We start from the raw sequence: 23,945 nt of genomic DNA, 5'->3' as shown, positions 1-23,945 counted from the left end.
ACAGATGCAGAAGCATGCGCTGGTTACTGGTGTTACAGGTCAGGATGGGGCTTACCTTGTCGAACTGCTGCTGTCCAAGGGTTATAAGGTCTATGGCGCCTATCGCCGCACAAGTTCTGTAAGTTTCTGGCGATTAGAGGAACTTGGTGTTTTTGGGCATGATGATCTTCATCTTGTCGAATTTGATTTGACTGATCTCTCCGGAACTATTCGTTTAATTCAGAATTGCGCCCCGGACGAGGTTTATAACCTGGCGGCTCAAAGCTTCGTAGGCGTTTCCTTCGATCAGCCAATTACTACCGCGCAGATTACCGGAGTCGGTGCGCTTAATTTGCTCGAAGCGATCCGAATAGTAAATCCGAAGATTCGTTTCTATCAAGCTTCGACATCTGAAATGTTTGGGCTGGTACAGGCTGTTCCTCAATCTGAAAGCACGCCTTTCTACCCACGCAGCCCTTATGGTGTTGCGAAGTTGTTTGCGCATTGGACAACCATCAACTATCGCGAATCATATGATATTTTTGCCACCAGCGGCATTCTGTTCAATCATGAGTCTCCGCTGCGAGGAAAAGAGTTTGTTACTCGTAAAATTACCGATGCTGTTGCCAGCATCGAAATGGGCGAGCAGCAAGTGCTGGAACTCGGAAACATGGATGCCAAGCGAGACTGGGGTTTCGCTAAAGAGTATGTAGATGGCATGCACCGGATGTTGCAGATCGACACACCGGAAACATTTGTGCTTGCTACTAACCGTACTGAAACCGTTCGTGATTTTGTTGCCATGAGCTTCAAGGCCGTAGGGGTTGATATCGATTGGTCTGGAAGTGGCGAGAACGAATTCGGCGTTGACCGTCGTACCGGCATCACCCGGGTAAAAGTTAACCCACGCTTCTATCGACCCGCGGAAGTCGAGTTGTTGATTGGCGACGCTTCGTTTGCAAAAGAGCGGTTAGGCTGGAAACCAGAAACGACGCTGGAGCAACTGTGCCAGCTGATGGTTGAAGCTGACTTGAGAAGGGTTCGCAATGGCACTTCAAAGTAAAGATCGGACAGTACTGATTACAGGGCTCTCGGGTTTTACTGGAAAGCATTTGGCGCAAAGCCTCACCAAGGCCGGCTGGCGGGTTGCCGGCCTTGGTGGGGAGCGCCTGGCCTGTGAGTTTGACCACTTGGATGCGGACCTGAATGACACGGCGCGACTCAGTGGTTGGATAAAACAGGTTCAGCCCACCCATGTTATTCACTTGGCCGCGCTGGCGCATGTCACCAGCAGCGATGCCTTGTCATATTACCGAGTCAATGTATTGGGTACAGAAAGCCTTCTTAATGCGATTAAGGAGGCTGAGGTGGTCGTTGAAAAAATCATCATTGCGAGCAGTGCAAACATTTACGGGAACGCTATTTCATCGCCTATTTCAGAAAGCAGTGAACCGCAGCCCGTTAATCATTACGCACTGAGCAAGCTGACGATGGAGGCCCTTGTCCGCAAGTGGTTTTCTCGTATGCCTATATTGGTGGTACGGCCATTCAATTACACTGGACCCGGCCAGTCGGAGTCATTCGTTTTCTCCAAGATCGTGGGCGCATTTGCCCGTGGAGAAAAGGAGCTCAGATTGGGCAATCTGGATGTATCCCGCGACTTGTCTGATGTCGGTTTTGTGGTGGAGGCCTATTCAAGGCTGTTGACGTCCAATCAACGTGGTGAGTTTATAAATATCTGCTCGGGGCGCAGCATTTCCTTACTGAGCGTGATTGATGAAATGGAACAGATTGCAGGTTATCGGCCAACGATAACAGTTGATCCTGCCTTTGTCAGGGAAGATGAAGTTAAAGAGCTTTATGGTAGTCCGGCCAAGCTCTTTGATGTGGTAGGTGAAATTAATGTGCCTAGTTTGCACGATACATTGCTGTCAATGTATCAGCAGAAGGCACGTGTTTAATACGGTTGGCAAGTAACGGGTTGGTGCACTGTGCGTATATGTTTTTTTGCTAATATGTCCGCTCACGCTAATTGGCGCGAGATGTTTGATAAAGTTGAGTTTTATCGGGTTGATATTCGAATTCTCAAGGAGCTCGGACACGAAGTCGTTCTGTCTGGGACGCCGGGCACTCTAGATTGGAAGGCCGATCTCTATTTTTGCTGGTGGTGGGGGCATTCACCATTTCCGTTGCTCGCCGGAAAGCTACGTCGTCGTCCGGTGATCGTAACTGGTGCTTTTGACTACTCCACCTGCAGGAAGGAAATTCCGGGTCTTTGCTATCTGGATCGCCCATTATGGCAGAAGGCGGTACTGCGCACCTCGTTGTTATTAGCCGATCGAAACTTGTTTATCTCACGCTCCGAGTGTGAAGAGGTTACATCTAACCTGCCGGTTAGGAACCCGGTGTACGCGACGCTGGCGATTGATACGGATTACTATTCTCCTGGCGAGCTTTCAGCGGTCGAATCGGATTATTTTTTTACAGTGACCTGGACAAGTCGTACAAACGCCATTCGTAAGGGACTCATTCCGACGATAGAAGCGTTCGCAAAAGTTTCGTCTCATTCAAGTCATCTTCGACTTGTCGTTGCTGGTAAGCACGGCGATTACCTGCAGGAACTAAAAGATTTGGCGCAGCGCCTGGGTGTAGCAGACAAGGTGGAGTTTGTCGGGATGATTTCCGATGAGGAGAAATTGCATCATTACAGGAATTGCCTGGCTTATGTTCAACCGACACTCTATGAAGGTTTTGGACATGCGATCGGCGAAGCGCTGGCGTGTGGCGCGCGGGTAATCACCTCGCCACGGGGCGCGGTGCCGGAAGTCGCAGGCGACTTCGCTTACTGGGTTCAGCCAGATAGCCAGGAGGAAATTGCAGCGGCCATGGCGGCAGTTGTGGCGACACCGGTTTGTGCTGAAGACGCCAAAGCCAGGCATCAGTGGATTTCCTCGAATTATTCCATCGCGGCCCGTCGTGTGGCGCTTAAGAGTGTTCTGGATTCCTTATCACCGGTGAAATAAATGAGAGCGTCGTTGAGAATATTTATAAAGGTTGATGGCGGTACCGTGTGTTGAATCGTCTGATCGGCATGTTTGAGAACTCAAAGCTTTTGCAGCTTATTGTTATTACGGCCTGTATTCAGGGTGGCGTAATAATAAGTCAGTTTTTAATCACGCCTTGGGTTGATCCTTCAGTGGTCGGTACGGTGCGCTCGCTGGAAACAATTATCGCACTGGTGGTACTTGCGGGCAGCTTGGGCATGCAGAGTATCGCTATCCGCGACACCGCGGCGAGCAATGGTGTTTTTCACCAAAGTGAAGTGCTTCGCCAGGTTTTTTTGTTAGTTGCGATGGCTTCAGGTGTAGTGATCTCAGGGGTATATATAGCGCATGAGTTTTTATTCACTTCAGTGATCAGTTCATATGTTTTTAATGCCTGTGGCCTGGTCCTGCTAACTAATCTGCTTCGTGTGACTACGGGATTTGCCCAAGGTGCGAAGGCAATGCGCGAAATCTATTTCGTGCTGATGCTGGTTACGTCCATTGGCGTTATTATGCATGTTGTATTGACGAAACTGTTTGGCATCAAAGGGTGGATGGTCGCTCGTTACATTGGAGAGTTTTCCTGTCTTGCTGCGATATGGTGGAAGCTACGAGCTCATATTGTGCTGGCGTTGGATTTCCGTTGTGTGAATCGCAGCGGATTGGTGGCTAGCGCCAAGTCCGGGGCGATTAACAATGCAGGTCTATTTGTTCGTTTGTTAGTGGACAGTTTGCCTGTTTTGATGTTGACCGCCTATCATGTAAAAGCTGATGAAATTGGATTTTTTGGTATTGCCATATTGAGTCTCATACTTGGTTTACTTCCGTTGGCAATAATTGCGCAAAGGGCGTTGCCGGACTTGGTAGAAGTAATCAATAATAAAAGTGAGCTCCGCGACAGGTATCACGCACTTTCCAAAAGCATGTTGAAGATTTCGTCTACGGTTGCACTGTTGCTAATTTCAGTCTCTACAGTGTGGGCGTTGTTTGTTGGTGGTGCTTATAAGCAGACCGCCATCTATGTAATTGTGCTGGCATTGACCCTGCCGTTGAAGGCCGTTGCACTTACGAGCGGTACGCTACTGGTCGCGTTGCGTATTTTTGGTTTGAGCCTCAAAACCAATATCGTCGAAGGCTTGTTTGTTTTTTTGATTCTATACGTAGGTATCCCCATTTTGGGTGCTTGGTCTGGAGTCCTGGGATATTTCGTTGGTGCTGCGTTATCCTCAGTACTTCTCCTGGTTGCGGTGAGAGCCCGCCTCGCTGAATTATGATCCAAGAGGTGAAAACGTTGGAAAATAAATATACAGAGCAAGAGGGCTTGTTACCCAAACCAGGGAAAGGGGTTTTCGATTGTTTTAGTTTTGGTTTTTTCTTTCTGGTTATATGGTTCGCAGGTGTCATCGTCCCTCTGTATCCCTTTATCATGGGGTTTGACGGGTTTACTCAATATTGGGAGTATCCTTTTTTCGATAAGGACAGCTCTATAGGTTATGCAGTTTTACTGTATGCCGGGACGTTGATTTTCGTTTTGATGGGGTGCTGGCTGGGGCGAAAAACTTATCTTAGTTTTCCCGGTAGAACTCGCAACATCGTAAGCTCAAGGATTTTTTTTCAAAGGGCAGTTATATTTACCTTGGTGGCGTTGCTAGGATTTTTAACTATCCTTTTTATTCTGGGGGGGATATCCGGTTTGCTTCAGGGCGCCAGTGATCGGATAAGGGCGTTTGCAGGGTTAAACGGCCTGTTTCTTCTGGAAAACCTGATGCTTTCTGTCTCGCTTGCCTGGTTCATACGTTTGACGCGTAGTGGAAAAAAATCACGTGCCGAGCGTTTTTGTTTCTGGCTGTACTTTTTGGGCGGGTTATTTATTTGCGCGCTTCAAGGGCAGAAGTCAACAATCTTCATTATCATATTGTCGTTGATTATAGTCCGGCACTATCGTGTCAAGCGTGTCAACCTCGTAAAAGGTGCTGTGCTCGGCGCAGTAATGTTTGTTTCTCTGATGGCTTACCACTTGTTTAAGCAAGAGTATCTCGCAACAGGTAAGTTTTATTTTGTCGACGAAAATCAAGGTGTCTTTTTATCGTTTGTTCATTTTTTAGCGATACAGTTCACGGGTAATCTGATGCAGTTGCAAACAATGACCGTGCTCATAGACGCTATGCCACAGAAGCTAGAGTGGCAAAACGGTTCAATGCTGCTGATGGTCGTATTGATCTTGTTACCTTCGGGGCTTTTTCCTGACAAGCCGCTTACCACTGCCGGCGTATTTACAAGTGCTTTTTGGCCAGATAAATGGCTCACGGAAGGAACGACATTGCCGCCGGGCATATTTGGCGAGATTTATATGAATTTTGGCACCTTAGGCGTATTGTTCGGCGGCTTTTTTATCGGGCTTATAGGTGGGCGGCTTTATGGCGCAGTCGTCTATAACCCTAAAAGTGATAGAGCATTGGGTATCTATGCATTGGCAGTCGCATCCATGCTTCATTTTTTTCGTGGGGAACTGGCTTCGGTCGTTCTTCTCATGGCGTCTATATCGCTTCCTTTTTTATTCTTGAGCTCAAAGCGCGAAGAGCCAGTCAATAACCCAATCTAGAGAAACTGATATGTGCGGAATTTTGGGCTACATTCACAACGGAACGCGGGAATCTATTGACTTCTCTTCAGCGCTTTCGTTTATTCGACGTCGTGGGCCTGATGATCAAGGCGTCTGGGCCGATACCGACGTTGGTGTATGGTTGGGCCAGGTGCGCCTTTCCATTCTCGATACCACTTCCGCCGGTCACCAACCCATGGTCTCTGCCGATGGGCGAGTGGTCATGGTGTTTAACGGTGAAATCTATAACTTTCGGGAGTTAAGGGCTCATCTCGAAGCGGCGGGTGATCATTTTTCCAGCCAGTCCGACTCTGAAGTATTGCTCGCACTGTTCTGTCGTTATGGGATTGAGTGTTTAAACCGCTTGAACGGGATTTTCGCGGTCGTATTCTGGGAACGCGACACTGAAACGCTTTGGGTGGCTCGAGATCAGATGGGCGTCAAACCCCTCTATATCCATTCCAGTGATGGTTGTTTTGCATTTTCAAGTGAAATGAAGGGCTTGATCCGAGGCGGCTTCAGTAAAACTGAAATCGACCCGCAAGCCGTACTCGCGCATCTTGGTTTTCTCTGGTCGCCGGGTGATCGGACGATCGTGCGGGATATCAGAAAGGTTTTACCTGGCCAAGCGTTATGCGTCCGTAATGGGCATATCGAGAAGAGCTGGTTTTACTACGAACTGCCGATTTCCGAGAAACCCCTGACGAAAACGGTTGCTGATGTCGCTGTTGATGTCGCCGATGCCGTCAGGACTGCCGTCCAGCGTCAGTTGGTGTCTGACGTACCCTTGGGTTCATTCTTGTCAGGCGGCTTGGACTCCAGTGCCATCGTCGCGTTTGCAGCGCAGGAAATGCGCGATAAGGGGCGGTTGCAGTGCTTCAGTATCCGTGTAGACAACGGCTCCACTGCGAACGAGGGGTTCGCCGATGACCTTCCTTACGCACAGCGCGTTGCCAAGCATCTGGATGTCGACCTGCATGTCGTAGGCGTCGGCGATGAGATGATGGATCGTCTGCCTGAAATGGTTTATCTGCTCGATGAACCTACGCCGGATCCGGCGGCGCTGAATGCGTTGTTCATCTCGGAACTGGCAAGCCAGAACGGCATCAAGGTTCTGCTGTCGGGTGCCGGGGGAGATGATATTTTCACGGGCTATCGTCGTCATTTCGCGTTGGCGCAAGAGCGTTGGTGGGGCGGAATGCCTCGACCGCTGCGTTCGGTTTTGGCCAGCAGTTCAAACCTGCTTCCTGCATCCTCTCCGCTGTCTCGTCGTCTCGGGAAGGCTTTTCGCTATGCGGACTTGCCTGCTGATGATCGCTTGATCAGTTATTTCCTCTGGCTTGAACCTGAACAGGCGTATGGCCTGTTGGCGCCAGACTTGCGACGCCAGCTGGCGGCCGATGATCTGTTTGCGCCGATGCGAGAAACACTTTCGCGGCTGCCTTCGGATGCCACGCCCCTTGATAAAATGCTCACCCTGGAGTGCAAGCATTTTCTCACCGATCACAATCTCAACTACACCGACAAGATGGGTATGGCGACGGGCGTTGAAGTGCGTGTGCCGCTGCTGGATCTTGACCTGGTCCGCCTGGCTGGCTCACTGCCATCGGATATCAAGCAAAAAGGCCGGGAAGGGAAATGGATTTTCAAGAAGGCCATGGAACCCTATCTGCCTCACGACGTCATCTACCGGCCCAAGACGGGCTTCGGTGTACCGCTTCGCAACTGGTTGCAAGGACGCCTGAAGCCTTTGGTCGATGAGGTGCTTTCTCCTGCATCCCTGCTGAAAAGGGGGATATTCGATCCCAAAGCGGTGGCGCATCTGGTCGAAGCAGATCGTTCAGGCCGGATAGACGCTGCTTATACGTTGTTTGGCATCGTTTGCATGGAACTCTGGTGCAAACAGTATCTGGACGGCGATTTCGCCCTCGACGGTTGAGTGGGCGGCGACGCCACGGCCTTATCCGATGGTAGGATACATAGCTCTATACAAGTTTCTCAGTGATGAGTGAATTTTTAACTTTATTGGTGTGAATGCATGAAGCAGGTTGTTCAGAACATGGCTAGCGGTGAGACGTCATTGGTTAATGCACCCGCTCCCGCCGTTCGTAGTGGCACGCTAAAGATCCATACAACCAATACGCTGATTTCTGCCGGCACGGAACGCATGCTGGTAGGGTTTGGCCGTGCCAACTGGTTGGAAAAAGCTCGCCAGCAACCTGACAAGGTCCGCATGGTTCTGCAAAAGGTTCAGACCGATGGCTTGGCGACAACGGTGGAAGCCGTACGCTCGAAGCTTGCGCAGCCGTTGCCGCTTGGATACTGCAACGTGGGTGTTGTGGGGGCCGTGGGCAATGATGTGTCCGGGTTCAAGCCGGGCGACCGTGTGGTTTCCAATGGTCCTCATGCCGATATCGTTGTTATTCCCAAGAATCTGTGTGCCTTGATTCCGGACTCGGTCAGCGACGAAGCCGCTTCGTTTACCGTGCTTGCCAGCATCGGCTTGCAGGGCATTCGTCTGGCTCAGCCGACATTGGGGGAAACCTTTGTAGTCACCGGCGTAGGCCTGATCGGACTGATGACGGTCCAGCTCCTGCGGGCTCAAGGCTGCCGGGTACTTGCCGTTGACTTCGATGAGCAAAAGCTGGCATTGGCTCGCAGTTATGGCGCCGAAACCTGCAACCCCGGCAAGGGCGAAGATGTTGTTTCGGCGGGAATGACATTCAGCCGCGGAAGAGGGGTGGATGGCGTCATCATTACGGCGTCGACCAAGTCGTCCGACCCGGTCACCCAGGCGGCACACATGTGCCGTAAGCGTGGGCGCATTGTTCTGGTAGGGGTAACCGGGCTTGAGTTGAGTCGAGCCGACTTCTATGAGAAGGAACTGACATTCCAGGTTTCATGTTCTTACGGGCCCGGGCGCTACGATCCGAGTTACGAAGATCAAGGCAACGACTTCCCGATAGGTTTCGTTCGCTGGACTGAGCAGCGCAACTTCGAAGCCGTCCTGGACATGCTCGCCAGCGGCCAATTGGAGGTCAACTCGTTGATCTCCCATCGGGTTGCATTCGAAGACGCCGCGGATGCCTATCAGACGCTTACGACGGATAATTCGGCGCTGGGCATCATTCTTCAGTACACCTCGGAAGAGACCGAGCGAAACATCAAGGAAGTGGTGCTGGCACCTGGTGCGGTAGCCAGTTTCGACCCGGTCAAACCCGTGGTGGGCTTCATCGGTGCAGGAAACTATGCATCAAGAATGCTGATACCGGCATTCAAGGCCGCAGGGGCTCAGTTCCATACGATTGTGACTGCCGGTGGCATCAACGGTGTAATACACGGCAGCAAGGCGGGATTTGCACAAGCCTCGACTGATATCAGTGCGATGCTTGGCGAGAGCACGATCAACACTGTTGCAATTGTCACCCGGCACGACAGCCATGCCCGTTTTGTCGCGCAAGCGCTGGAGGCGGGTAAACATGTGTTCGTCGAAAAGCCATTGGCAATTGAAGCCCAGGATCTGGCAAAGGTTGAAGAGGCCTATCGAAAGGCTGTCGAACAAGGGCTCAAGCCACATTTGATGGTGGGGTTCAATCGACGCTTTTCGCCGCAGGTGCAAAAGATGAAGGCGTTGCTCTCGGCTGTAAAAGAGCCCAAGTCTTTCATCATGACGATGAATGCCGGAGCGATTCCCGCAAATCACTGGACCCAGGACCCGTCAGTCGGCGGTGGGCGCATTATTGGCGAAGCGTGTCATTTCATCGACCTGATGCGTTTTCTCGCGGGCAGCAAAATTGTTTCGATCCAGGCCCGCAGAATGGGCGATACGCCTGCTGTTGCCATTACGGAAGATAAAGCGGCGATCACCCTGGGGTTTGAGGATGGCTCTTTCGGCACCATCCTCTATCTGGCCAATGGCGCTTCAAGCTTTCCAAAAGAGCGAGTTGAAGTTTTCGCTGCCGGACGCGTCCTGCAACTGGATAACTTCCGCAAGTTGAAGGGTTTCGGCTGGCCGGGCTTCAGCAAGCTGAATCTCTGGAAACAGAACAAGGGGCAAAGCGAGTGCGCTGCAGCTTTCCTGGCAGCGGTGCAAAACGGGGCGGTCACGCCGATCACTTCCGATGAGATTTTCGAAGTGGCGCGCGTGAGCATTGAAGTTGCCCGGATTCTGCGCGAGCAATGAGCCTTCTTCTTGTTAAAGCCAAAACTGCGATAGCTCTCGGTTTTGGCAATCTGGCGCGTGCATTGACGTATCGGCTCGGGGTCAAGACTGGCTTGAACCCGGTCCGACGCCTTCGGGCTGAAATTCCTCAAGGCCCGTTTTTTGCGGAAAGTGCGAGGCAGGCCGGCTCGTTGCCATGTGCGTCCCAATGGGATTCCCAGGTCCGGTATTTCGGGTTCTGGGAGTGCCCGGTATCGGACGCACCCCCTGACTGGCATTTGAATCCGCTGAATGGAGTTCGAGTGCCTGATCCCGGCCGGGAATGGTGGCGGATTCCTGATTTTGATGCCGCTGTCGGTGATATCAAGAATATCTGGGAAGCTTCGCGATTTGACTGGACGTTGGTCTTTGCCCAGAAGTCCTGTGTTGGCGGGTCTTCAGGGACGGCGCAGTTAAACGGTTGGTTGACGGATTGGTGTGTCAACAATCCTCCCTATTGCGGTCCGAACTGGAAGTGCGGTCAGGAGGCGTCCATTCGTGTCCTGCACCTGGCGATGAGTTCGGTCATTGTCGAACAGTTTGCCAGCCCGTTGCCGGGGCTTGTGGATCTGGTCCGACTGCACCTCAAGCGTATCGAGCCGACGCTGAGCTATGCGATGGCTCAGGACAATAACCACGGGACTTCCGAGGCGGCTGCACTTTTTGTCGGCGGCAGTTGGTTGACCTCAAGCGGTTGCCCCGAGGGCGAACGCTGGCAGCGATTGGGGCGCAAATGGCTCGAAAACCGGGCCGCTCGGCTGATCGAGCAAGATGGCAGTTTCAGCCAGTACTCCGTCAATTATCATCGGGTGATGCTCGACACATTTTCCATGGTTGAAATCTGGAGAAACAAGCTGGGGCTCCCGGCGTTCTCCGCCACGTTCCAACTCAGGGCTCGCACAGCCGCGCATTGGTTATTTTCGTTGGTCGACGAGCACACTGGAGATGCTCCGAACATTGGCGCAAATGATGGTGCCCGGCTGCTGCCACTGACGGATACGGACTATCGCGACTTCAGGCCTTCGGTCCAGTTGTCCATGGCGTTGTTTGCCGGAAAGAGAGCCTATGAGGCGGCAGGTGAATGGGATTTGCCACTGCAATGGCTGCTGCTGCCCGGCCCATCGGCGGTAGCGGAGCGTCCAGGTAGCCAGCTGTTTGATCAGGGTGGTTATGCATTGTTGCGGCGTGAACAAACCTTCGCTGTATTGCGCTACCCGCGCTTCCGGTTTCGCCCCAGCCAGGCCGATGCCCTGCATGTGGATCTATGGCGTGCAGGCATTAACCTGCTCCGGGATGCAGGTACCTTCAGCTACAACACCTCTGCCCAGTGGCTGAGTTATTTTCCGGGTACCGCCAGCCACAACACCCTTCAATTTGATGGGCGAGACCAGATGCCGAGGCTCAGCCGGTTTCTGTTCGGGGAGTGGTTGCGTACGCGCCAGGTCGAAAGCCTGGTTGAGCAGGCTGGAACAAGCGCCTGCGGCGCCACGTATATCGACGGTAACGGCGTCCGTCATAAGCGGCATGTGAGCCTGAGCGACACCGGCATGCTGGTCAGGGATGAATTTAGCGGATTCAAGGATCGTGCAGTTCTACGCTGGCGTTTGCAGCCGGGGGACTGGCGGCTTGAGGGCGACGTCCTGACCAACGGCTCCCATCGATTGTCGGTTGCAGGCAGCATGCCTATCGTGCGACGAGCGCTCGTCCAGGGTTGGGAGTCTCGTTACTACTTACAAAAAACTGAAGTGCCGGTGCTTGAGGTTGAGGTGACTTCGGCGGGCGTTTTGACTACGGAGTATCACTGGTAGACATGAAAGTCCTTTATTTTCATCAGCATTTTTCTACTCCGAAAGGAACAATCGGAATCCGGTCCTATGAGATGGCCCGTCGTCTGGTTGCGAGAGGGCACCAGGTAACCATGGTCTGTGGCAGCTATGGTGGCGGCGAAACGGGGCTGGAGAGCCCTTTCGTTGGTGGAAAACGCAAAGGTACCGTCGACGGTATCGAGATCATCGAATTTGACCTGGCGTACTCCAACAGCGATGGCCTGTTCGTTCGAGCGCTCAGCTTTTTAAAGTTTGCAGTGCGCAGTATCGGGATTGCGCTAACCGAGCGCTACGATCTGGTTTTCGCGACCACCACGCCATTGACAGCCGGTATCCCCGGGATATTCGCCCGGTGGTTTCGTAATAAGCCGTTTGTATTTGAGGTCCGGGATCTCTGGCCCGAACTGCCGAAAGCGATGGGCGTCATTCGTAATCCATTGATCCTTGCCGCCATGTCTTTTCTTGAGTGGGCGAGTTATCGCTCGGCTCACCGACTCATCGGGTTGTCGCCAGGTATTGTGGATGGCATTGCGCACCGCGGTGTGGCGCGTGACCGAATCGAAATGATCCCAAACGGTTGTGACCTTGATATTTTCAACACGCCTGCTGAGCCATGGTTGCCGGCAGGAGTGGATAAAAGCCATCTGGTAGCGGTCTTCGCGGGTACTCATGGAGTGGCCAACAAGCTGGACGCGGTGCTCGATGCGGCTCGAGAGCTTAAACTGCGAAAGCGCGATGATATCCGGCTGGTTTTGATCGGGCAGGGCAAGCTCAAGCCCGCGCTTCAGAAGCGTGCAGCGGAAGAACAGCTGGACAATGTGATATTTCATGCCCCGGTGAACAAGGCCCGGTTGTCCGGTTTGATGGCCAGCGCGGACCTGGGGCTGCAGATATTGGCAAACGTACCGGCCTTTTACTACGGAACGTCGCCTAACAAGTTTTTCGACTATATCGCGTCAGGGTTGCCTGTTTTAAATAACTACCCGGGCTGGCTCGCCGAGATGATTTCCACCGAGAACTGCGGTTTTGTCGTACCTGCAGATGATGCTGCGCTTTTCGCAGATGCTTTGATACAGGCGGCAGATGACCGTGACGAGCTGCGGGCGAAGGGCGCACGAGGCAGAGAATTGGCGGTCAGAGAGTTTGACCGGCGTAAATTGGCTGACCGGTTTGTAGATTGGCTGGAGGGTGGTGTTAGATGATCAAGCGTGGATTTGATTTATTTGCGTCGTTGCTTGGACTAATTCTGCTTTCGCCGGTCATAGCAATTATTGCCTGGAACATTCGCAAGAAGTTGGGCTCTCCCGTCTTGTTTCGCCAGGTACGACCAGGTCGGAACGGCAAGCCTTTCGAAATGATCAAGTTCCGTACGATGCGAGATGCTCATGATGCAAATGGTGAGCCTTTACCGGACTCCCAGCGCATGACAGCCTTTGGCAGCTTTCTGCGCTCCAGTAGCCTGGATGAATTGCCTGAATTGTGGAATGTGGTCAAGGGCGATATGAGCCTGGTAGGTCCACGACCGTTACTGATGGAATACTTGCCTCTCTACAGCGTCGAGCAATATCGTCGTCATGAGGTTCGCCCTGGCGTCAGCGGTTGGGCGCAGATCAACGGTCGGAACGCAATTGAATGGGAAGAAAAGTTCAAGCTGGATACCTGGTACGTCGACAATCAGTCTTTTTGGCTGGATATGAAGGTGATTTTCCTGACAATCAAGAAAGTTCTGGTGCGTGACGGTATCAGTGCCGAAGGCGAAGCTACCGCGCCGAAGTTCACAGGTTCCAAGCCATGAGCCGCGTTGCCTGGACGGTTCTTGAAATATAGGCGCCTCGCGAACAGCGGATTGAGCGAATTGCAACGGGGCTCGTAGTGACGAGTCTTTCATATTTTCGAATGAAAACTGACGGGTACTGGTTGTGTTGAATTCACCATTTTCTCCTTGGCCTTCTTTTACTGAAGAGGAAGCTGACGCCGTACGTGATGTGATTCTGTCCAATAAGGTCAACTACTGGACTGGTACACAGGGGCGTGAGTTTGAGAAGGAGTTCGCTGCATGGGCGGGCACCGAATACGCCATCGGCCTGGCTAACGGAACGGTTGCCCTGGACCTTGCCTTGAAGGCGTTGGGTATCGGTGCTGGCGATGAAGTGATTGTCACCTCACGCACGTTTCTTGCTTCCGTCTCGAGCATTGTGAATGCCGGGGCTGTTCCGGTTTTTGCCGATGTGGATCGCGATTCGCAAAACTTCAACGCGCAGACTATCCGCGCTGTACTGACTCCTCGCACCCGGGCCGTAATCTGTGTGCATTTGGCTGGCTGGCCTTGCGATATGGATCCGATCATGGCCCTGGCCGAGGAATTCGACCTTAAAGTGATCGAAGATTGTGCCCAGGCCCATGGCGCCCGTTACAAGGGGCGCCCGGTGGGGTCAATTGGCCATATCTCTGCCTGGTCCTTTTGTCAGGACAAGATCATGACCACAGGTGGCGAGGGCGGAATGGTCACAACCAACGATCGTAAGTTGTGGTCGGACATGTGGTCGTTCAAGGATCATGGCAAAAGCTGGGAAGCTGTCTACGAACGTAACCATCCTCCTGGTTTTCGCTGGTTGCATGAAAGCTTCGGTACGAACTGGAGAATGCTCGAGGTTCAGGCCGTCATCGGTCGGATTCAGCTCAAGCGCATGACCGACTGGCAGGCCAGCCGGCTGGCGAATGCCGGGCAGATATGGGAGTGCGCCAGCCAACTCAAAGGCTTGCGTGTGCCAATCATGCCTGAGGGCAGTGTTCACGCGGCGTATAAGTGCTACGTGTTTGTCGAGCCTCAGGCTCTCAAGGCCGGATGGGATCGTGATCGTATTCTGGCGGAGATTTCGGCACGAGACGTTCCGGTATTTTCCGGTTCCTGCTCCGAGGTCTATCTGGAGAAGGCGTTTGACAATACTGGCTGGCGTCCGGCGAGCCGGTTGCCGGTAGCACGGGAGCTCGGCGAAACAAGTGTAATGTTTCTCGTGCACCCGACGTTGACGCAGCATGAGATCGACAAGACATGCTCGGTGCTCAAGGCCGTTATGCAGTTGGCTACCGAAGAGTAATCAGTTAGACAGTCAGGAATGCCCGTCTTTGTTTGCAACGCAGAAGGATTTGAGCTGCGGGCCAGTCAAATGGAGTTTTCCATCATCATGGTATGAGGTCCCTTGGAATCATCCATGGTGGTGGCGGATGTACTTTAGGAGTAACAGAGGTGTTTCAAGGCGTTATGGATAAGTTGAGAACCTTATTACTGGGTTTAACGCGGCGGCAGAAACGTGCCTTCCAGGTAGTGACCGACGTTTTTCTTGTCTGGTTTGCCCTTTGGATGGCCTTTGTCGTTCGTTTGGGGATTGATGAGCTGATCAATCCTTTCACTGAATACCTATGGCTATTCCTGAGCGCCACGGTCATCGCTATTCCGCTGTTTGTACGGTTTGGTATGTACCGTGCAGTCATGCGCTATTTTGGAAACGATGCGCTGATCGCAATTATCAAGGCCGTCAGCCTGTCATCGTTGATTCTCGCGCTGGTGGTTTACTGGAGCGGCAACCATCAGTTGTTTGTTCCACGCTCGGTCATCTTCAATTACTGGTGGTTGAGCATGGTCATGATCGGGGGGCTACGCCTCGCGATGCGCCAGTATTTCCTGGGAGACTGGTTCGCGGCTGCGCAACATGTTCCTTTTACCAATCGAGATGATGGACTGCCGAAGGTGGCCATCTATGGTGCGGGGGCAGCCGGTAATCAATTGGTTGCTGCATTGCGCATGGGGAGGCTGTTGCGTCCTGTCGCCTTTATTGATGATGACAGCAGCATTGCCGATCGTGTGATTTCAGGCTTGCATGTCTATAAGCCAAAGCATATCCAGCAGATGGTTGACGTCACCGGTGCCCAGCAGATTCTTCTCGCCATTCCGTCTGCCAATCGTGGGCGCCGCCGGGAGATATTGACCTTCCTGGAGGGGTTCGCACTCCATGTGCAAAGCGTGCCCGGTTTTATGGATTTGGCCAGCGGGCGAGTGAAAGTCGATGATATCCAGGAAGTTGATATTGCTGACTTGTTGGGCCGTGACTCTGTCCCTCCTCAGGACGAGCTGCTTGAACATTGCATCAAGGAGCAGTCGGTTCTTATAACCGGGGCGGGCGGTTCAATCGGGTCTGAGCTTTGCCGGCAGATTCTCACGCTGCAACCCACGACACTGCTGTTGTATGAGCATAGCGAGTTCAATCTCTACAGCATCCTGCAAGAGCTTGAGCAGCGAATCGTGCGTGAGTCGCTTTCAGTTAAGTTATTGCCAATCCTGGGTTCTGTGCGCAATCAGGAAAAGCTCTTTGACGTCATGAAAACCTGGCGCGTGAACACGGTCTACCATGCGGCGGCTTACAAGCATGTACCGATGGTCGAGCATAATATTGCTGAAGGCGTGCTGAATAATGTGATGGGCACGCTGAGCGCCGCGCAAGCCTCTTTACGCGCCAATGTGGCGAACTTCGTGCTGATTTCTACTGATAAGGCAGTGCGTCCCACCAATGTAATGGGAAGCACCAAGCGTCTCGCAGAAATGACACTGCAGGCGCTCAGCAGTGAAATTGCTCCGGTGCTTTTCGGTGAGACTTCGAATGTTTCCCGTGTGAACAAGACCCGCTTTACCATGGTGCGGTTCGGCAATGTGCTGGGCTCATCAGGATCAGTGATCCCGTTGTTCCACAAGCAAATCAAATCCGGTGGCCCGCTGACGGTTACGCACCCCAAGATTACCCGGTATTTCATGAGCATCCCTGAAGCCGCTCAATTGGTTATCCAGGCGGGCTCCATGGGGCTGGGCGGTGACGTATTTGTTCTGGATATGGGCGAGCCGGTGAAAATCGTCGAGCTGGCCGAGAAGATGGTGCACCTTTCCGGCTTGAGTATTCGCTCTGATAAAAATCTTCAAGGTGACATCTCCATTGAGTTTACGGGGCTGCGTCCCGGCGAAAAACTTTATGAGGAACTGTTGATCGGCGACAACGTAGTCACGACGCCGCACCCGATGATTATGAGTGCCAATGAAGACTACTTGCCCTGGGAGGTGTTGAAGGGCCGATTAACGGAGCTGCTCAGCGCCGTGGAACAGGATGACTACACGCGTGTGCGTCAGTTGCTGCGCGAAACGGTCAGCGGCTATTCCCCGGACGGTGAAATCGTCGACTGGATCTACCAGCAGCGTCGTCTTGAGCCCTGAGCTCACACCCTGTAACTCACCCATTTTTGACTCTCCCCAAACATCGCCTAAGTTTGAAAAGCAGCTTCGGAAAAGCTGCTTTTCCCTTATCGATGTCATGGAGTGTCACCTATGCGTAAAGCTTATTTCTCATCCTTTGTCTTTGCCTTTCTTGCCAGCCTCTCCCTAGCCACTACTGCCGCACCTTCCACCAAACCCGAAACGCCAACCTCCATTTCCACACAAATGACCAAGGTCGACCACACCACCAAGGTCAGCCTCAACTCCGCAGACGCCGAAACCCTGCGCCGGGACCTCTTCGGCATTGGCGCAGCCAAAGCCAAGGCCATCGTCGCTTACCGCGAAACCAACGGGCCCTTCACTGCGATAGATGAGTTGCTGGAAGTAAAAGGTATCGGCAAGGCATTGCTGGAGAAGAACCGCGACAGGCTTGAGGTCAATTGAACATCTGAAAAGCAGGCGAGGAGGCCGGTCATTGACCGGCTTTCTTCTGGCCGCAGAACCCCGCTTTCAAGCTCCCCCGCACCACATCAAGAATCCGCGTGGCCAATTCGGCGCTCTCCACACTTCTTGCCAACACCAACGCTCCCACCAGCGTCGACATCAGCACAAGGCCCTGTTCGCGGGCATTCGGGCTATCAAGGGCCGCTTCGACCTGCTTGAGCCGGGCGTTAAGCACCTCATCCGTCGTCCTGCTGTTCTGCCCGCGCAACCCCAGCTCGGAAGACATCGTGGGCAGCGGGCACCCCTCATGAGGTGATGTCTGATGCCATTGCGACAGGTAGCTATCAATGAACGCGTCCAACGGTCGCTGTTGGCTGAACAGCTTTTTGCAATGTTCATCCAGTTGAGCTGCGGCCTCTTGCAACGCCTTTTCCACCAACTCGTCCTTTGACCTGAAGTGCGCGTAAAACCCGCCATGCGTCAGGTTCAGCGACTTCATCAGCGGCTGCAGGCCGGTCGCACCAATGCCGTCGCGGCGAAAGCGTACCGAGGCCTCCTTGATGATGCGCTGGTGGGTTTGAGCTTTGTGGTCTTGTGAATAGCGCATGGGAAGGCCTCCGAAACATCAGGCCATATTAACCAAGCTTCGCTGGGCATACGCGGGTGTTTACAAAATTGTGCGGCTCAACGGGGAGCCGCTTCAGTCTCAGCGATCCTGCGCATCCTTGGCGTCCGCTTGGGCATTGCGTTCTGCCACGCGCTTACGTTGTTCATCAGTCAATTCAACCTTGTTGGCGCTGTCTCGCAGCATCAACAAACCACCGACGATCGAACCGATCGCGACCACTAAAATCAACCAGGCATACCACGGCATAGGGCTCTCCTTGAGGCAGCAAACCGTGGGGAAATTTCCCACGGTAATGACTGCTTTGAGTAACGGGCTTTCTTAGTAGTTCATTGTAGGCCCGTTCTGCCCCGGTAGCCTTACAGCCCGGTCAACATAGCGTCCGCCGGTGCATCGGCGCGGTCTTGCGCGGTCAGTTGGAAGTACACAAAACCCACCACCATGAAGCCCAGGAAGATCAGCCCGATCAGCGCGTTGAACCACGCCATGGCCACCAGGCAGACCACGGCCAGTACCAGCGCAATCCCCGGCACGATTGGATAGCCCGGGGCGCGGAAGGTCCGCTCCAGCAGCGGTTCGGTCTTGCGCAGTTTGAACAGGCTGAGCATGCTCATGATGTACATGACGATGGCACCGAACACCGCCATGGTGATCATCGCGGCGGTCAGGGTCATGCCGCCCAGGTTGATCAGCCCGTCGCTGTAGATGGCGGCGATGCCGACGATGCCGCCGGCGATGATTGCCCGGTGCGGCGTCTGGAAGCGCGACAGTTTGGCGAGGAAGGAGGGCAGGTAGCCCGCGCGCGCCAGGGCGAAGAATTGGCGGGAGTAACCCAGGATGATCCCGTGGAAGCTGGCCACCAGGCCGAACAGGCCGATCCACACCAGCATGTGCAGCCAGCCCGAGCTGTCGCCGACCACGGTTTTCATCGCCTGGGGCAGCGGGTCGTTGATGTTCGACAGGGTGCGCCAGTCACCCACGCCACCGGCAAAGAACATCACGCCCATGGCCAGAATCACCAGGGTGAGGATGCCGCTGATGTAGGCCTTTGGAATAGTGCGCTTGGGATCTTTCGCCTCTTCGGCCGCCATGGCGGCGCCTTCGATGGCGAGGAAGAACCAGATGGCAAAGGGTATGGCCGCAAACATTCCGGCGATCGCCGGTGCGCCGAAGGTGTCGGAGCCGGCCCAGCCGTTGAGGGCGAAGTTGCTGAAGCTGAAGGCGGGAGCGACCACGCCCATGAACACCAGCAACTCGGCCACGGCAAGCACGCAGACCACCAATTCAAAGGTGGCGGCGAGCTTCACCCCGAGGATGTTCAGGCCCATGAACACAATGTAGGCGCCGACGGCCGCATGTTTCGGATCGAGGGCCGGAAACTGCACGTTCAGGTACGCGCCGATGGCCAGGGCGATCGCGGGCGGGGCGAAGACGAACTCGATCAGCGTCGCCAGCCCGGCAATCAAGCCACCTTTCTCGCCAAACGCCCGGCGGCTGTAGGCAAACGGGCCGCCAGCGTGAGGAATCGCGGTGGTCAGCTCGGTGAAACTGAATATAAAGCAGGTGTACATGGCGGCGACCATTAACGAGGTCACCAGGAAGCCCAATGTTCCCGCCACGCCCCAGCCATAACTCCAGCCGAAATACTCTCCGGAAATCACCAGCCCGACTGCGATGCCCCACAAATGCAGAGTGCCCAAGGTGGGTTTGAGTTGTGTGTTCATCGTGTAGCTCTCCCTGAACGGTTTGGAATGTTTCAGGGCATTGCAGCGGACATGCCATTAACCAAAGCCGTGTCGTAAAGGCGCCGAACTGTCGCCGAGGGAACGGTTTGGCGTTTGAATCATTTCAAGCGCTGCACCAGATAAGGGCGTTGGTGTCTGGTCTGACGCTATCGCGGGCAAGCCCGGCTCCCACATTTGAAGTGCATACCCCCCGTAAACCCCGCATAAACCCACTCTTTACGCCGTCTTTACGCCCCACCCGTATCGTCGCTCTCGTTCCTTTACGCCACTCCTGCGGACAATCCTCCTACACGCGGCAGTCGCCGCACGACGGAGAAACTTCCATGAGCGTTCTGGACGGGGTGTCACTGCTGTTGGCTGTGGCGCTGTTCATTTATCTGCTGGTTGCGCTGTTACGCGCGGATCGGAACTAGGAGCAGGCTATGCACAGTTATGACTATTGGCTGATCATCGCCTTCTTTGCCTTGGTGCTGATTCCGGCACCGGCCCTGGGGCGGTTCTACTACAAGGTAATGGAAGGGCAGCGAACCTGGCTAACGCCGGTGTTCGGCCCGGTCGAGCGCGTGTGCTATCGCCTTTCGGGTGTCGATGCAGACCAGGAACAGAGCTGGCAGAAATACGCGCTGGCGTTGCTGGCGTTCAACCTTGCCGGTTTCGTGCTGCTGTTCGCGATCCTGCTGTTCCAGGAATACCTGCCGCTGAACCCGCAGAAATTGCCGGGTCAGGAATGGACCCTGGCGTTCAACACCGCCATCAGTTTCATGACCAACACCAACTGGCAGAACTACAGCGGTGAAGCGTCCCTGAGCTACCTCAGTCAGATGGTCGGCCTCACCGTGCAGAACTTCGTCAGTGCCGCCACCGGCCTCGCCGTACTGGTCGCGTTGTGCCGTGGGATCGGTCGCAAATCCACCAAGACTTTGGGCAACTTCTGGGTCGACATGACTCGCGCCACGCTCTACGGCCTGTTGCCGTTGTGCCTGGTGTTCGCGTTGTTCCTGGTCTGGCAGGGCGTGCCACAAACCTTCGCTCACTATGTGAACGCGGTCACCATGCAGGGCGTTGACCAGGTCATCCCACTGGGCCCGGCTGCCAGCCAGATTGCGATCAAGCAACTGGGCACCAACGGTGGTGGCTTCTTCGGCGTCAACTCGGCGCATCCGTTCGAAGACCCGACTGCCTGGGCCAACCTGTTTGAGCTGGGCGCGATCATCCTGATTCCGGTGGCGCTGGTGTTCACCTTTGGCCACTACGTGAAAGACCTGCGTCAGAGCCGGGCGATCCTCGGTTGCATGCTGGCCCTGTTCATCATCGGCGGTGCTACCGCGATGTGGGCCGAGTACCAACCCAACCCGGCGCTGAACAACCCGGCGGTTGAGCAGGCGGCACCGCAGGAAGGTAAAGAAGCGCGCTTCGGCACCACTGGCACCGTGTTGTGGTCGGTGGCGACCACCGCCGCGTCCAACGGTTCGGTCAACGGTATGCAAGACAGCCTCAACCCCCTGAGCGGGATGGTGTCGCTGGTCAACATGATGGTCGGCGAAGTGATCTTCGGCGGCGTCGGCGCCGGCATGTACGGCATGTTGCTCAACGTGTTGATTGCGGTGTTCCTCGCCGGTTTGATGATTGGCCGTACACCGGAATACCTCGGCAAGAAACTCCAGGCCAAGGAAGTGCAGTTGCTGGTCGTGACCTTGCTGGTGATGCCGGTCGGCACCCTGGTACTCGGTGCCATCGCCGCCAGCCTGCCTGGCCCGGCCGGTGCCATCAGTAACCCTGGCCCCCACGGTTTCAGCCAGTTGCTGTACGCCTACACCTCGGCCAGTGCCAACAACGGTTCGGCGTTCGGCGGCTTCAGTGCCAACACCGCGTTCCACAACCTGATGTTGAGCCTGTCGATGTTGCTTGGTCGCTTCGGTTACATCCTCCCGGTACTGGCCCTGGCCGGCAGCCTGGCGATGAAGAAGACCGCACCGATTGGCCAGAACAGCTTCCCGACCCACGGCCCGCTGTTCGTGACCCTGTTGACCGTGACCATTTTGCTGGTGGGCGGCCTGACCTTCCTGCCGACGCTGGCACTTGGGCCTATCGCTGAACATCTGAGCATGGGCTTCTAAGGGGATATGAAAATGAATATGCCTGCAAAAAACGCGGCTCCGGTGAAAACCCAGGAGCCAGCCAAGACCGCAATGTCGGCCCTGTGGCGCCCGGCGCTGGTCCAGGCGTTCGTCAAGCTGGACCCGCGCCAGCTGCAACGCTCGCCGGTGATGCTGGTGGTCGAGCTGACCGCGATCCTCACCACCATCCTGTGCTTCGTGCCGGATGTTGCCGTACCGACCTACGTCGCCGTGCAAATCGCCGTTTGGCTGTGGTTCACCGTGCTGTTTGCCAACTTCGCCGAAGCCTTGGCTGAAGGCCGCGGCAAGGCCCGCGCCGACAGCCTCAAGGCCGGCAGCGAGGGCCTCAGCGCCCGCCGCAAGGAAGCCGACGGCAGCTTCAAGGTCGTGCCGGCCACCAGCCTGCGCAAAGGTGATGTGGTACGCGTGGTCGCCGGGGAAATGATCCCGGGTGACGGCGAAGTCATCGAAGGGATTGCCGCGGTCAACGAAGCGGCCATCACCGGTGAATCGGCCCCGGTTATCCGTGAATCCGGCGGCGACCGCTCGGCCGTCACCGGCAACACCCGCCTGGTCTCGGACTGGTTGATGATCCGCATCACCGCCAACCCGGGCGAGTCGACCCTGGACCGCATGATCGCTCTGGTGGAAGGCGCCAAACGCCAGAAAACCCCGAACGAAATCGCGCTGGATATCCTGCTGATCGGCCTGACGCTGATCTTCCTGCTGGTGGTGGTGACCCTGCAGCCGTTCGCCCACTTCGCCAATGGCAACCTGCCGCTGGTGTTCCTGGTGGCGCTGCTGGTGACGCTGATTCCGACCACCATCGGCGGCCTGTTGTCGGCCATCGGTATTGCCGGCATGGACCGCCTGGTGCGCCTCAACGTGATCGCAAAGTCCGGTCGCGCAGTGGAAGCGGCGGGGGACGTGCACGTGCTGTTGCTGGACAAGACCGGCACCATCACCTTCGGTAACCGTCGTTGCACCAACGTGATCGCCGCGCCGGGTGTCAGCGGCAAGGAACTGGCCGAGGGCGCGCTGCTGGCATCCCTGGCGGACGACACGGCCGAAGGTAAGTCCATCGTCGAATACCTGCGCGGCCAGCACCCACAAGCCGAGCCGTCGACGGATGAGCTGACCTCGGTACCGTTCAGCGCGGAAACCCGCCTGTCCGGCGTCGACTACCAGGGCCGTGTGTTCCGTAAGGGTGCCGTGGATTCGCTGCTGGCGTTCATTGGCCTGCAACGCCGCGACCTGCAACCGGCGCTGTCGCGGGAAATCGACAAGATCGCCCAGAGCGGCGGCACGCCATTGCTGGTGTGTGCCGACGGCAAGTTGCTCGGCGCGATTCACCTCAAGGACGTGGTCAAGCCCGGCATCCGCGAACGGTTTGCCGAGCTGCGCAAGCTGGGGATCCGCACCGTGATGGTGACCGGCGACAACCCGCTGACCGCCGCCGCGATTGCCGCTGAAGCCGGCGTGGATGACGTGCTGGCCGAGGCTACTCCGGAGAAAAAACTCGCGCGCATTCGTCACGAACAGAACGATGGTCGCCTGGTTGCGATGTGCGGCGACGGCGCCAACGACGCCCCGGCGCTGGCCCAGGCTGACGTCGGCATGGCAATGAACGACGGCACGCAAGCCGCTCGTGAAGCGGCCAACATGGTCGACCTCGACAGCGACCCGACCAAGCTGCTGGACGTGGTGCAGATCGGCAAGGAATTGCTGGTGACCCGTGGTGCGCTGACCACCTTTTCCATCGCCAACGACGTGGCCAAGTACTTCGCGATCCTGCCGGCGCTGTTCGCCTCGATCTACCCGCAACTGGGTGTGCTCAACGTGATGCACCTGCAAAGCCCGCAGAGCGCGATCCTCTCGGCCATCGTGTTCAACGCGCTGATCATCGTGGTGCTGATCCCGCTGGCGCTGCGCGGTGTGCGTGTACAGGCGGCGAGTGCGGCGGCGTTGCTGCGTCGCAACCTGCTGATCTACGGCCTGGGCGGGATCGTGGTGCCGTTCGTGGGCATCAAGGCGATCGACATGCTGTTGACCGCGCTGCACCTGGTTTGACTCGATGCCCGCAGGTACCGGCAAACCGGTGCCTG

Annotated in this window: 19 protein-coding genes; 16 read left to right on the top strand and 3 right to left on the bottom strand. The window is 55.3% G+C overall.

Translation table 11 applies throughout. From position 1 onward, the window contains the following. Positions 1-4: 4 nt before the first annotated feature. From gmd to ACIOMR_RS20520, 13 genes are all read left to right on the top strand, one after another. A complete protein-coding gene (gmd, locus tag ACIOMR_RS20580; protein WP_008437698.1) occupies positions 5-1,042 on the top strand; it encodes a GDP-mannose 4,6-dehydratase in 1,038 nt (345 codons plus the stop codon). Continuing rightward, on the top strand, positions 1,026-1,940 hold the full coding sequence (locus ACIOMR_RS20575; RefSeq protein ID WP_008437699.1) for a GDP-mannose 4,6-dehydratase: 915 nt from the start codon (positions 1,026-1,028) through the stop codon (positions 1,938-1,940). Before gmd ends, ACIOMR_RS20575 begins: the two co-directional genes overlap by 17 nt. An 81-nt stretch (positions 1,941-2,021) precedes the next feature. Further along, positions 2,022-3,002 carry a glycosyltransferase gene (locus ACIOMR_RS20570; RefSeq protein ID WP_238544257.1) on the top strand — a complete coding sequence of 327 codons (981 nt, stop codon included), beginning with the start codon at positions 2,022-2,024 and terminating at the stop codon, positions 3,000-3,002. 47 nt (positions 3,003-3,049) lie between these two features. Then, entirely contained in the window at positions 3,050-4,297 is a 1,248-nt protein-coding gene (locus ACIOMR_RS20565; protein ID WP_177068718.1) for a hypothetical protein, read from the top strand. A gap of 8 nt (positions 4,298-4,305) precedes the next feature. Continuing rightward, positions 4,306-5,625 carry an oligosaccharide repeat unit polymerase gene (locus ACIOMR_RS20560; RefSeq protein WP_238544258.1) on the top strand — a complete coding sequence of 440 codons (1,320 nt, stop codon included), beginning with the start codon at positions 4,306-4,308 and terminating at the stop codon, positions 5,623-5,625. A gap of 10 nt (positions 5,626-5,635) precedes the next feature. After that, complete coding sequence (asnB, locus tag ACIOMR_RS20555; RefSeq protein ID WP_087693682.1) at positions 5,636-7,564, top strand: asparagine synthase (glutamine-hydrolyzing); 1,929 nt, start codon at positions 5,636-5,638, stop codon at positions 7,562-7,564. A gap of 99 nt (positions 7,565-7,663) precedes the next feature. Next, positions 7,664-9,808 (top strand): bi-domain-containing oxidoreductase, encoded by a 2,145-nt coding sequence (locus tag ACIOMR_RS20550; protein ID WP_087693683.1) that lies wholly within the window; start codon positions 7,664-7,666, stop codon positions 9,806-9,808. A gap of 281 nt (positions 9,809-10,089) precedes the next feature. Next, complete coding sequence (locus tag ACIOMR_RS20545) at positions 10,090-11,634, top strand: heparinase II/III-family protein (protein WP_401196087.1); 1,545 nt, start codon at positions 10,090-10,092, stop codon at positions 11,632-11,634. Positions 11,635-11,636: 2 nt separating this feature from the next. After that, positions 11,637-12,854 (top strand): glycosyltransferase family 4 protein, encoded by a 1,218-nt coding sequence (locus tag ACIOMR_RS20540; RefSeq protein WP_087693685.1) that lies wholly within the window; start codon positions 11,637-11,639, stop codon positions 12,852-12,854. Next, on the top strand, positions 12,851-13,447 hold the full coding sequence (locus tag ACIOMR_RS20535) for a sugar transferase (protein WP_032899673.1): 597 nt from the start codon (positions 12,851-12,853) through the stop codon (positions 13,445-13,447). The genes ACIOMR_RS20540 and ACIOMR_RS20535 overlap by 4 nt, the downstream gene beginning before the upstream one ends. A gap of 124 nt (positions 13,448-13,571) precedes the next feature. After that, a complete protein-coding gene (locus ACIOMR_RS20530; protein ID WP_008437721.1) occupies positions 13,572-14,750 on the top strand; it encodes a DegT/DnrJ/EryC1/StrS aminotransferase family protein in 1,179 nt (392 codons plus the stop codon). 164 nt (positions 14,751-14,914) lie between these two features. After that, positions 14,915-16,909, top strand: coding sequence for a nucleoside-diphosphate sugar epimerase/dehydratase (locus ACIOMR_RS20525; RefSeq protein ID WP_008437723.1), 1,995 nt, complete (start codon positions 14,915-14,917; stop codon positions 16,907-16,909). 111 nt (positions 16,910-17,020) lie between these two features. Next, on the top strand, positions 17,021-17,353 hold the full coding sequence (locus tag ACIOMR_RS20520) for a ComEA family DNA-binding protein (RefSeq protein WP_008437725.1): 333 nt from the start codon (positions 17,021-17,023) through the stop codon (positions 17,351-17,353). A gap of 28 nt (positions 17,354-17,381) precedes the next feature. Here ACIOMR_RS20520 and ACIOMR_RS20515 read toward each other — a convergent pair whose 3' ends face one another. From ACIOMR_RS20515 to eat, 3 genes are all read right to left on the bottom strand, one after another. Further along, complete coding sequence (locus ACIOMR_RS20515) at positions 17,382-17,960, bottom strand: TetR/AcrR family transcriptional regulator (RefSeq protein ID WP_008437726.1); 579 nt, start codon at positions 17,958-17,960, stop codon at positions 17,382-17,384. Between the two features lie 99 nt (positions 17,961-18,059). After that, positions 18,060-18,227 (bottom strand): DUF2897 family protein, encoded by a 168-nt coding sequence (locus ACIOMR_RS20510; RefSeq protein ID WP_008437727.1) that lies wholly within the window; start codon positions 18,225-18,227, stop codon positions 18,060-18,062. A gap of 110 nt (positions 18,228-18,337) precedes the next feature. Continuing rightward, positions 18,338-19,702 carry an ethanolamine permease gene (gene eat / locus ACIOMR_RS20505; protein WP_003218757.1) on the bottom strand — a complete coding sequence of 455 codons (1,365 nt, stop codon included), beginning with the start codon at positions 19,700-19,702 and terminating at the stop codon, positions 18,338-18,340. Between the two features lie 344 nt (positions 19,703-20,046). Here eat and kdpF point away from each other — a divergent pair, with 344 nt between their 5' ends. The 3 genes from kdpF to kdpB are packed head-to-tail and all read left to right on the top strand — an operon-like array spanning position 20,047 to position 23,910. After that, entirely contained in the window at positions 20,047-20,136 is a 90-nt protein-coding gene (gene kdpF / locus ACIOMR_RS20500; RefSeq protein WP_003218754.1) for a K(+)-transporting ATPase subunit F, read from the top strand. A 9-nt stretch (positions 20,137-20,145) separates the two neighbouring features. Then, positions 20,146-21,840, top strand: a complete 1,695-nt coding sequence (gene kdpA / locus ACIOMR_RS20495; protein ID WP_003218753.1) for a potassium-transporting ATPase subunit KdpA — start codon at positions 20,146-20,148, stop codon at positions 21,838-21,840. A gap of 12 nt (positions 21,841-21,852) precedes the next feature. Further along, positions 21,853-23,910 (top strand): potassium-transporting ATPase subunit KdpB, encoded by a 2,058-nt coding sequence (gene kdpB / locus ACIOMR_RS20490; RefSeq protein ID WP_177019481.1) that lies wholly within the window; start codon positions 21,853-21,855, stop codon positions 23,908-23,910. Positions 23,911-23,945 lie beyond the last annotated feature (35 nt).

Origin of the sequence: Pseudomonas sp. NPDC087814 (assembly GCF_044742865.1) — a bacterium.
GTDB lineage: Bacteria > Pseudomonadota > Gammaproteobacteria > Pseudomonadales > Pseudomonadaceae > Aquipseudomonas.
The sequence above is the reverse complement of the archived record's forward strand: the minus strand, read 5'-3'. Positions and strand labels throughout refer to the sequence as shown.

What these genes read in the sequence shown, in the direction of transcription:
- asnB (WP_087693682.1), top strand. Translation starts at nt 5,636, where the DNA reads ATGTGCGGAATTTTGGGCTACATTCACAACGGAACGCGGGAATCTATT.
- kdpB (WP_177019481.1), top strand. Translation starts at nt 21,853, where the DNA reads ATGAATATGCCTGCAAAAAACGCGGCTCCGGTGAAAACCCAGGAGCCA.
- ACIOMR_RS20535 (WP_032899673.1), top strand. Translation starts at nt 12,851, where the DNA reads ATGATCAAGCGTGGATTTGATTTATTTGCGTCGTTGCTTGGACTAATT.
- kdpF (WP_003218754.1), top strand. Translation starts at nt 20,047, where the DNA reads ATGAGCGTTCTGGACGGGGTGTCACTGCTGTTGGCTGTGGCGCTGTTC.
- ACIOMR_RS20510 (WP_008437727.1), bottom strand. Translation starts at nt 18,227, where the DNA reads ATGCCGTGGTATGCCTGGTTGATTTTAGTGGTCGCGATCGGTTCGATC.
- ACIOMR_RS20550 (WP_087693683.1), top strand. Translation starts at nt 7,664, where the DNA reads ATGAAGCAGGTTGTTCAGAACATGGCTAGCGGTGAGACGTCATTGGTT.
- kdpA (WP_003218753.1), top strand. Translation starts at nt 20,146, where the DNA reads ATGCACAGTTATGACTATTGGCTGATCATCGCCTTCTTTGCCTTGGTG.
- gmd (WP_008437698.1), top strand. Translation starts at nt 5, where the DNA reads ATGCAGAAGCATGCGCTGGTTACTGGTGTTACAGGTCAGGATGGGGCT.
- ACIOMR_RS20525 (WP_008437723.1), top strand. Translation starts at nt 14,915, where the DNA reads ATGGATAAGTTGAGAACCTTATTACTGGGTTTAACGCGGCGGCAGAAA.
- ACIOMR_RS20575 (WP_008437699.1), top strand. Translation starts at nt 1,026, where the DNA reads ATGGCACTTCAAAGTAAAGATCGGACAGTACTGATTACAGGGCTCTCG.
- ACIOMR_RS20540 (WP_087693685.1), top strand. Translation starts at nt 11,637, where the DNA reads ATGAAAGTCCTTTATTTTCATCAGCATTTTTCTACTCCGAAAGGAACA.
- ACIOMR_RS20520 (WP_008437725.1), top strand. Translation starts at nt 17,021, where the DNA reads ATGCGTAAAGCTTATTTCTCATCCTTTGTCTTTGCCTTTCTTGCCAGC.
- ACIOMR_RS20515 (WP_008437726.1), bottom strand. Translation starts at nt 17,960, where the DNA reads ATGCGCTATTCACAAGACCACAAAGCTCAAACCCACCAGCGCATCATC.
- eat (WP_003218757.1), bottom strand. Translation starts at nt 19,702, where the DNA reads ATGAACACACAACTCAAACCCACCTTGGGCACTCTGCATTTGTGGGGC.
- ACIOMR_RS20570 (WP_238544257.1), top strand. Translation starts at nt 2,022, where the DNA reads ATGTTTGATAAAGTTGAGTTTTATCGGGTTGATATTCGAATTCTCAAG.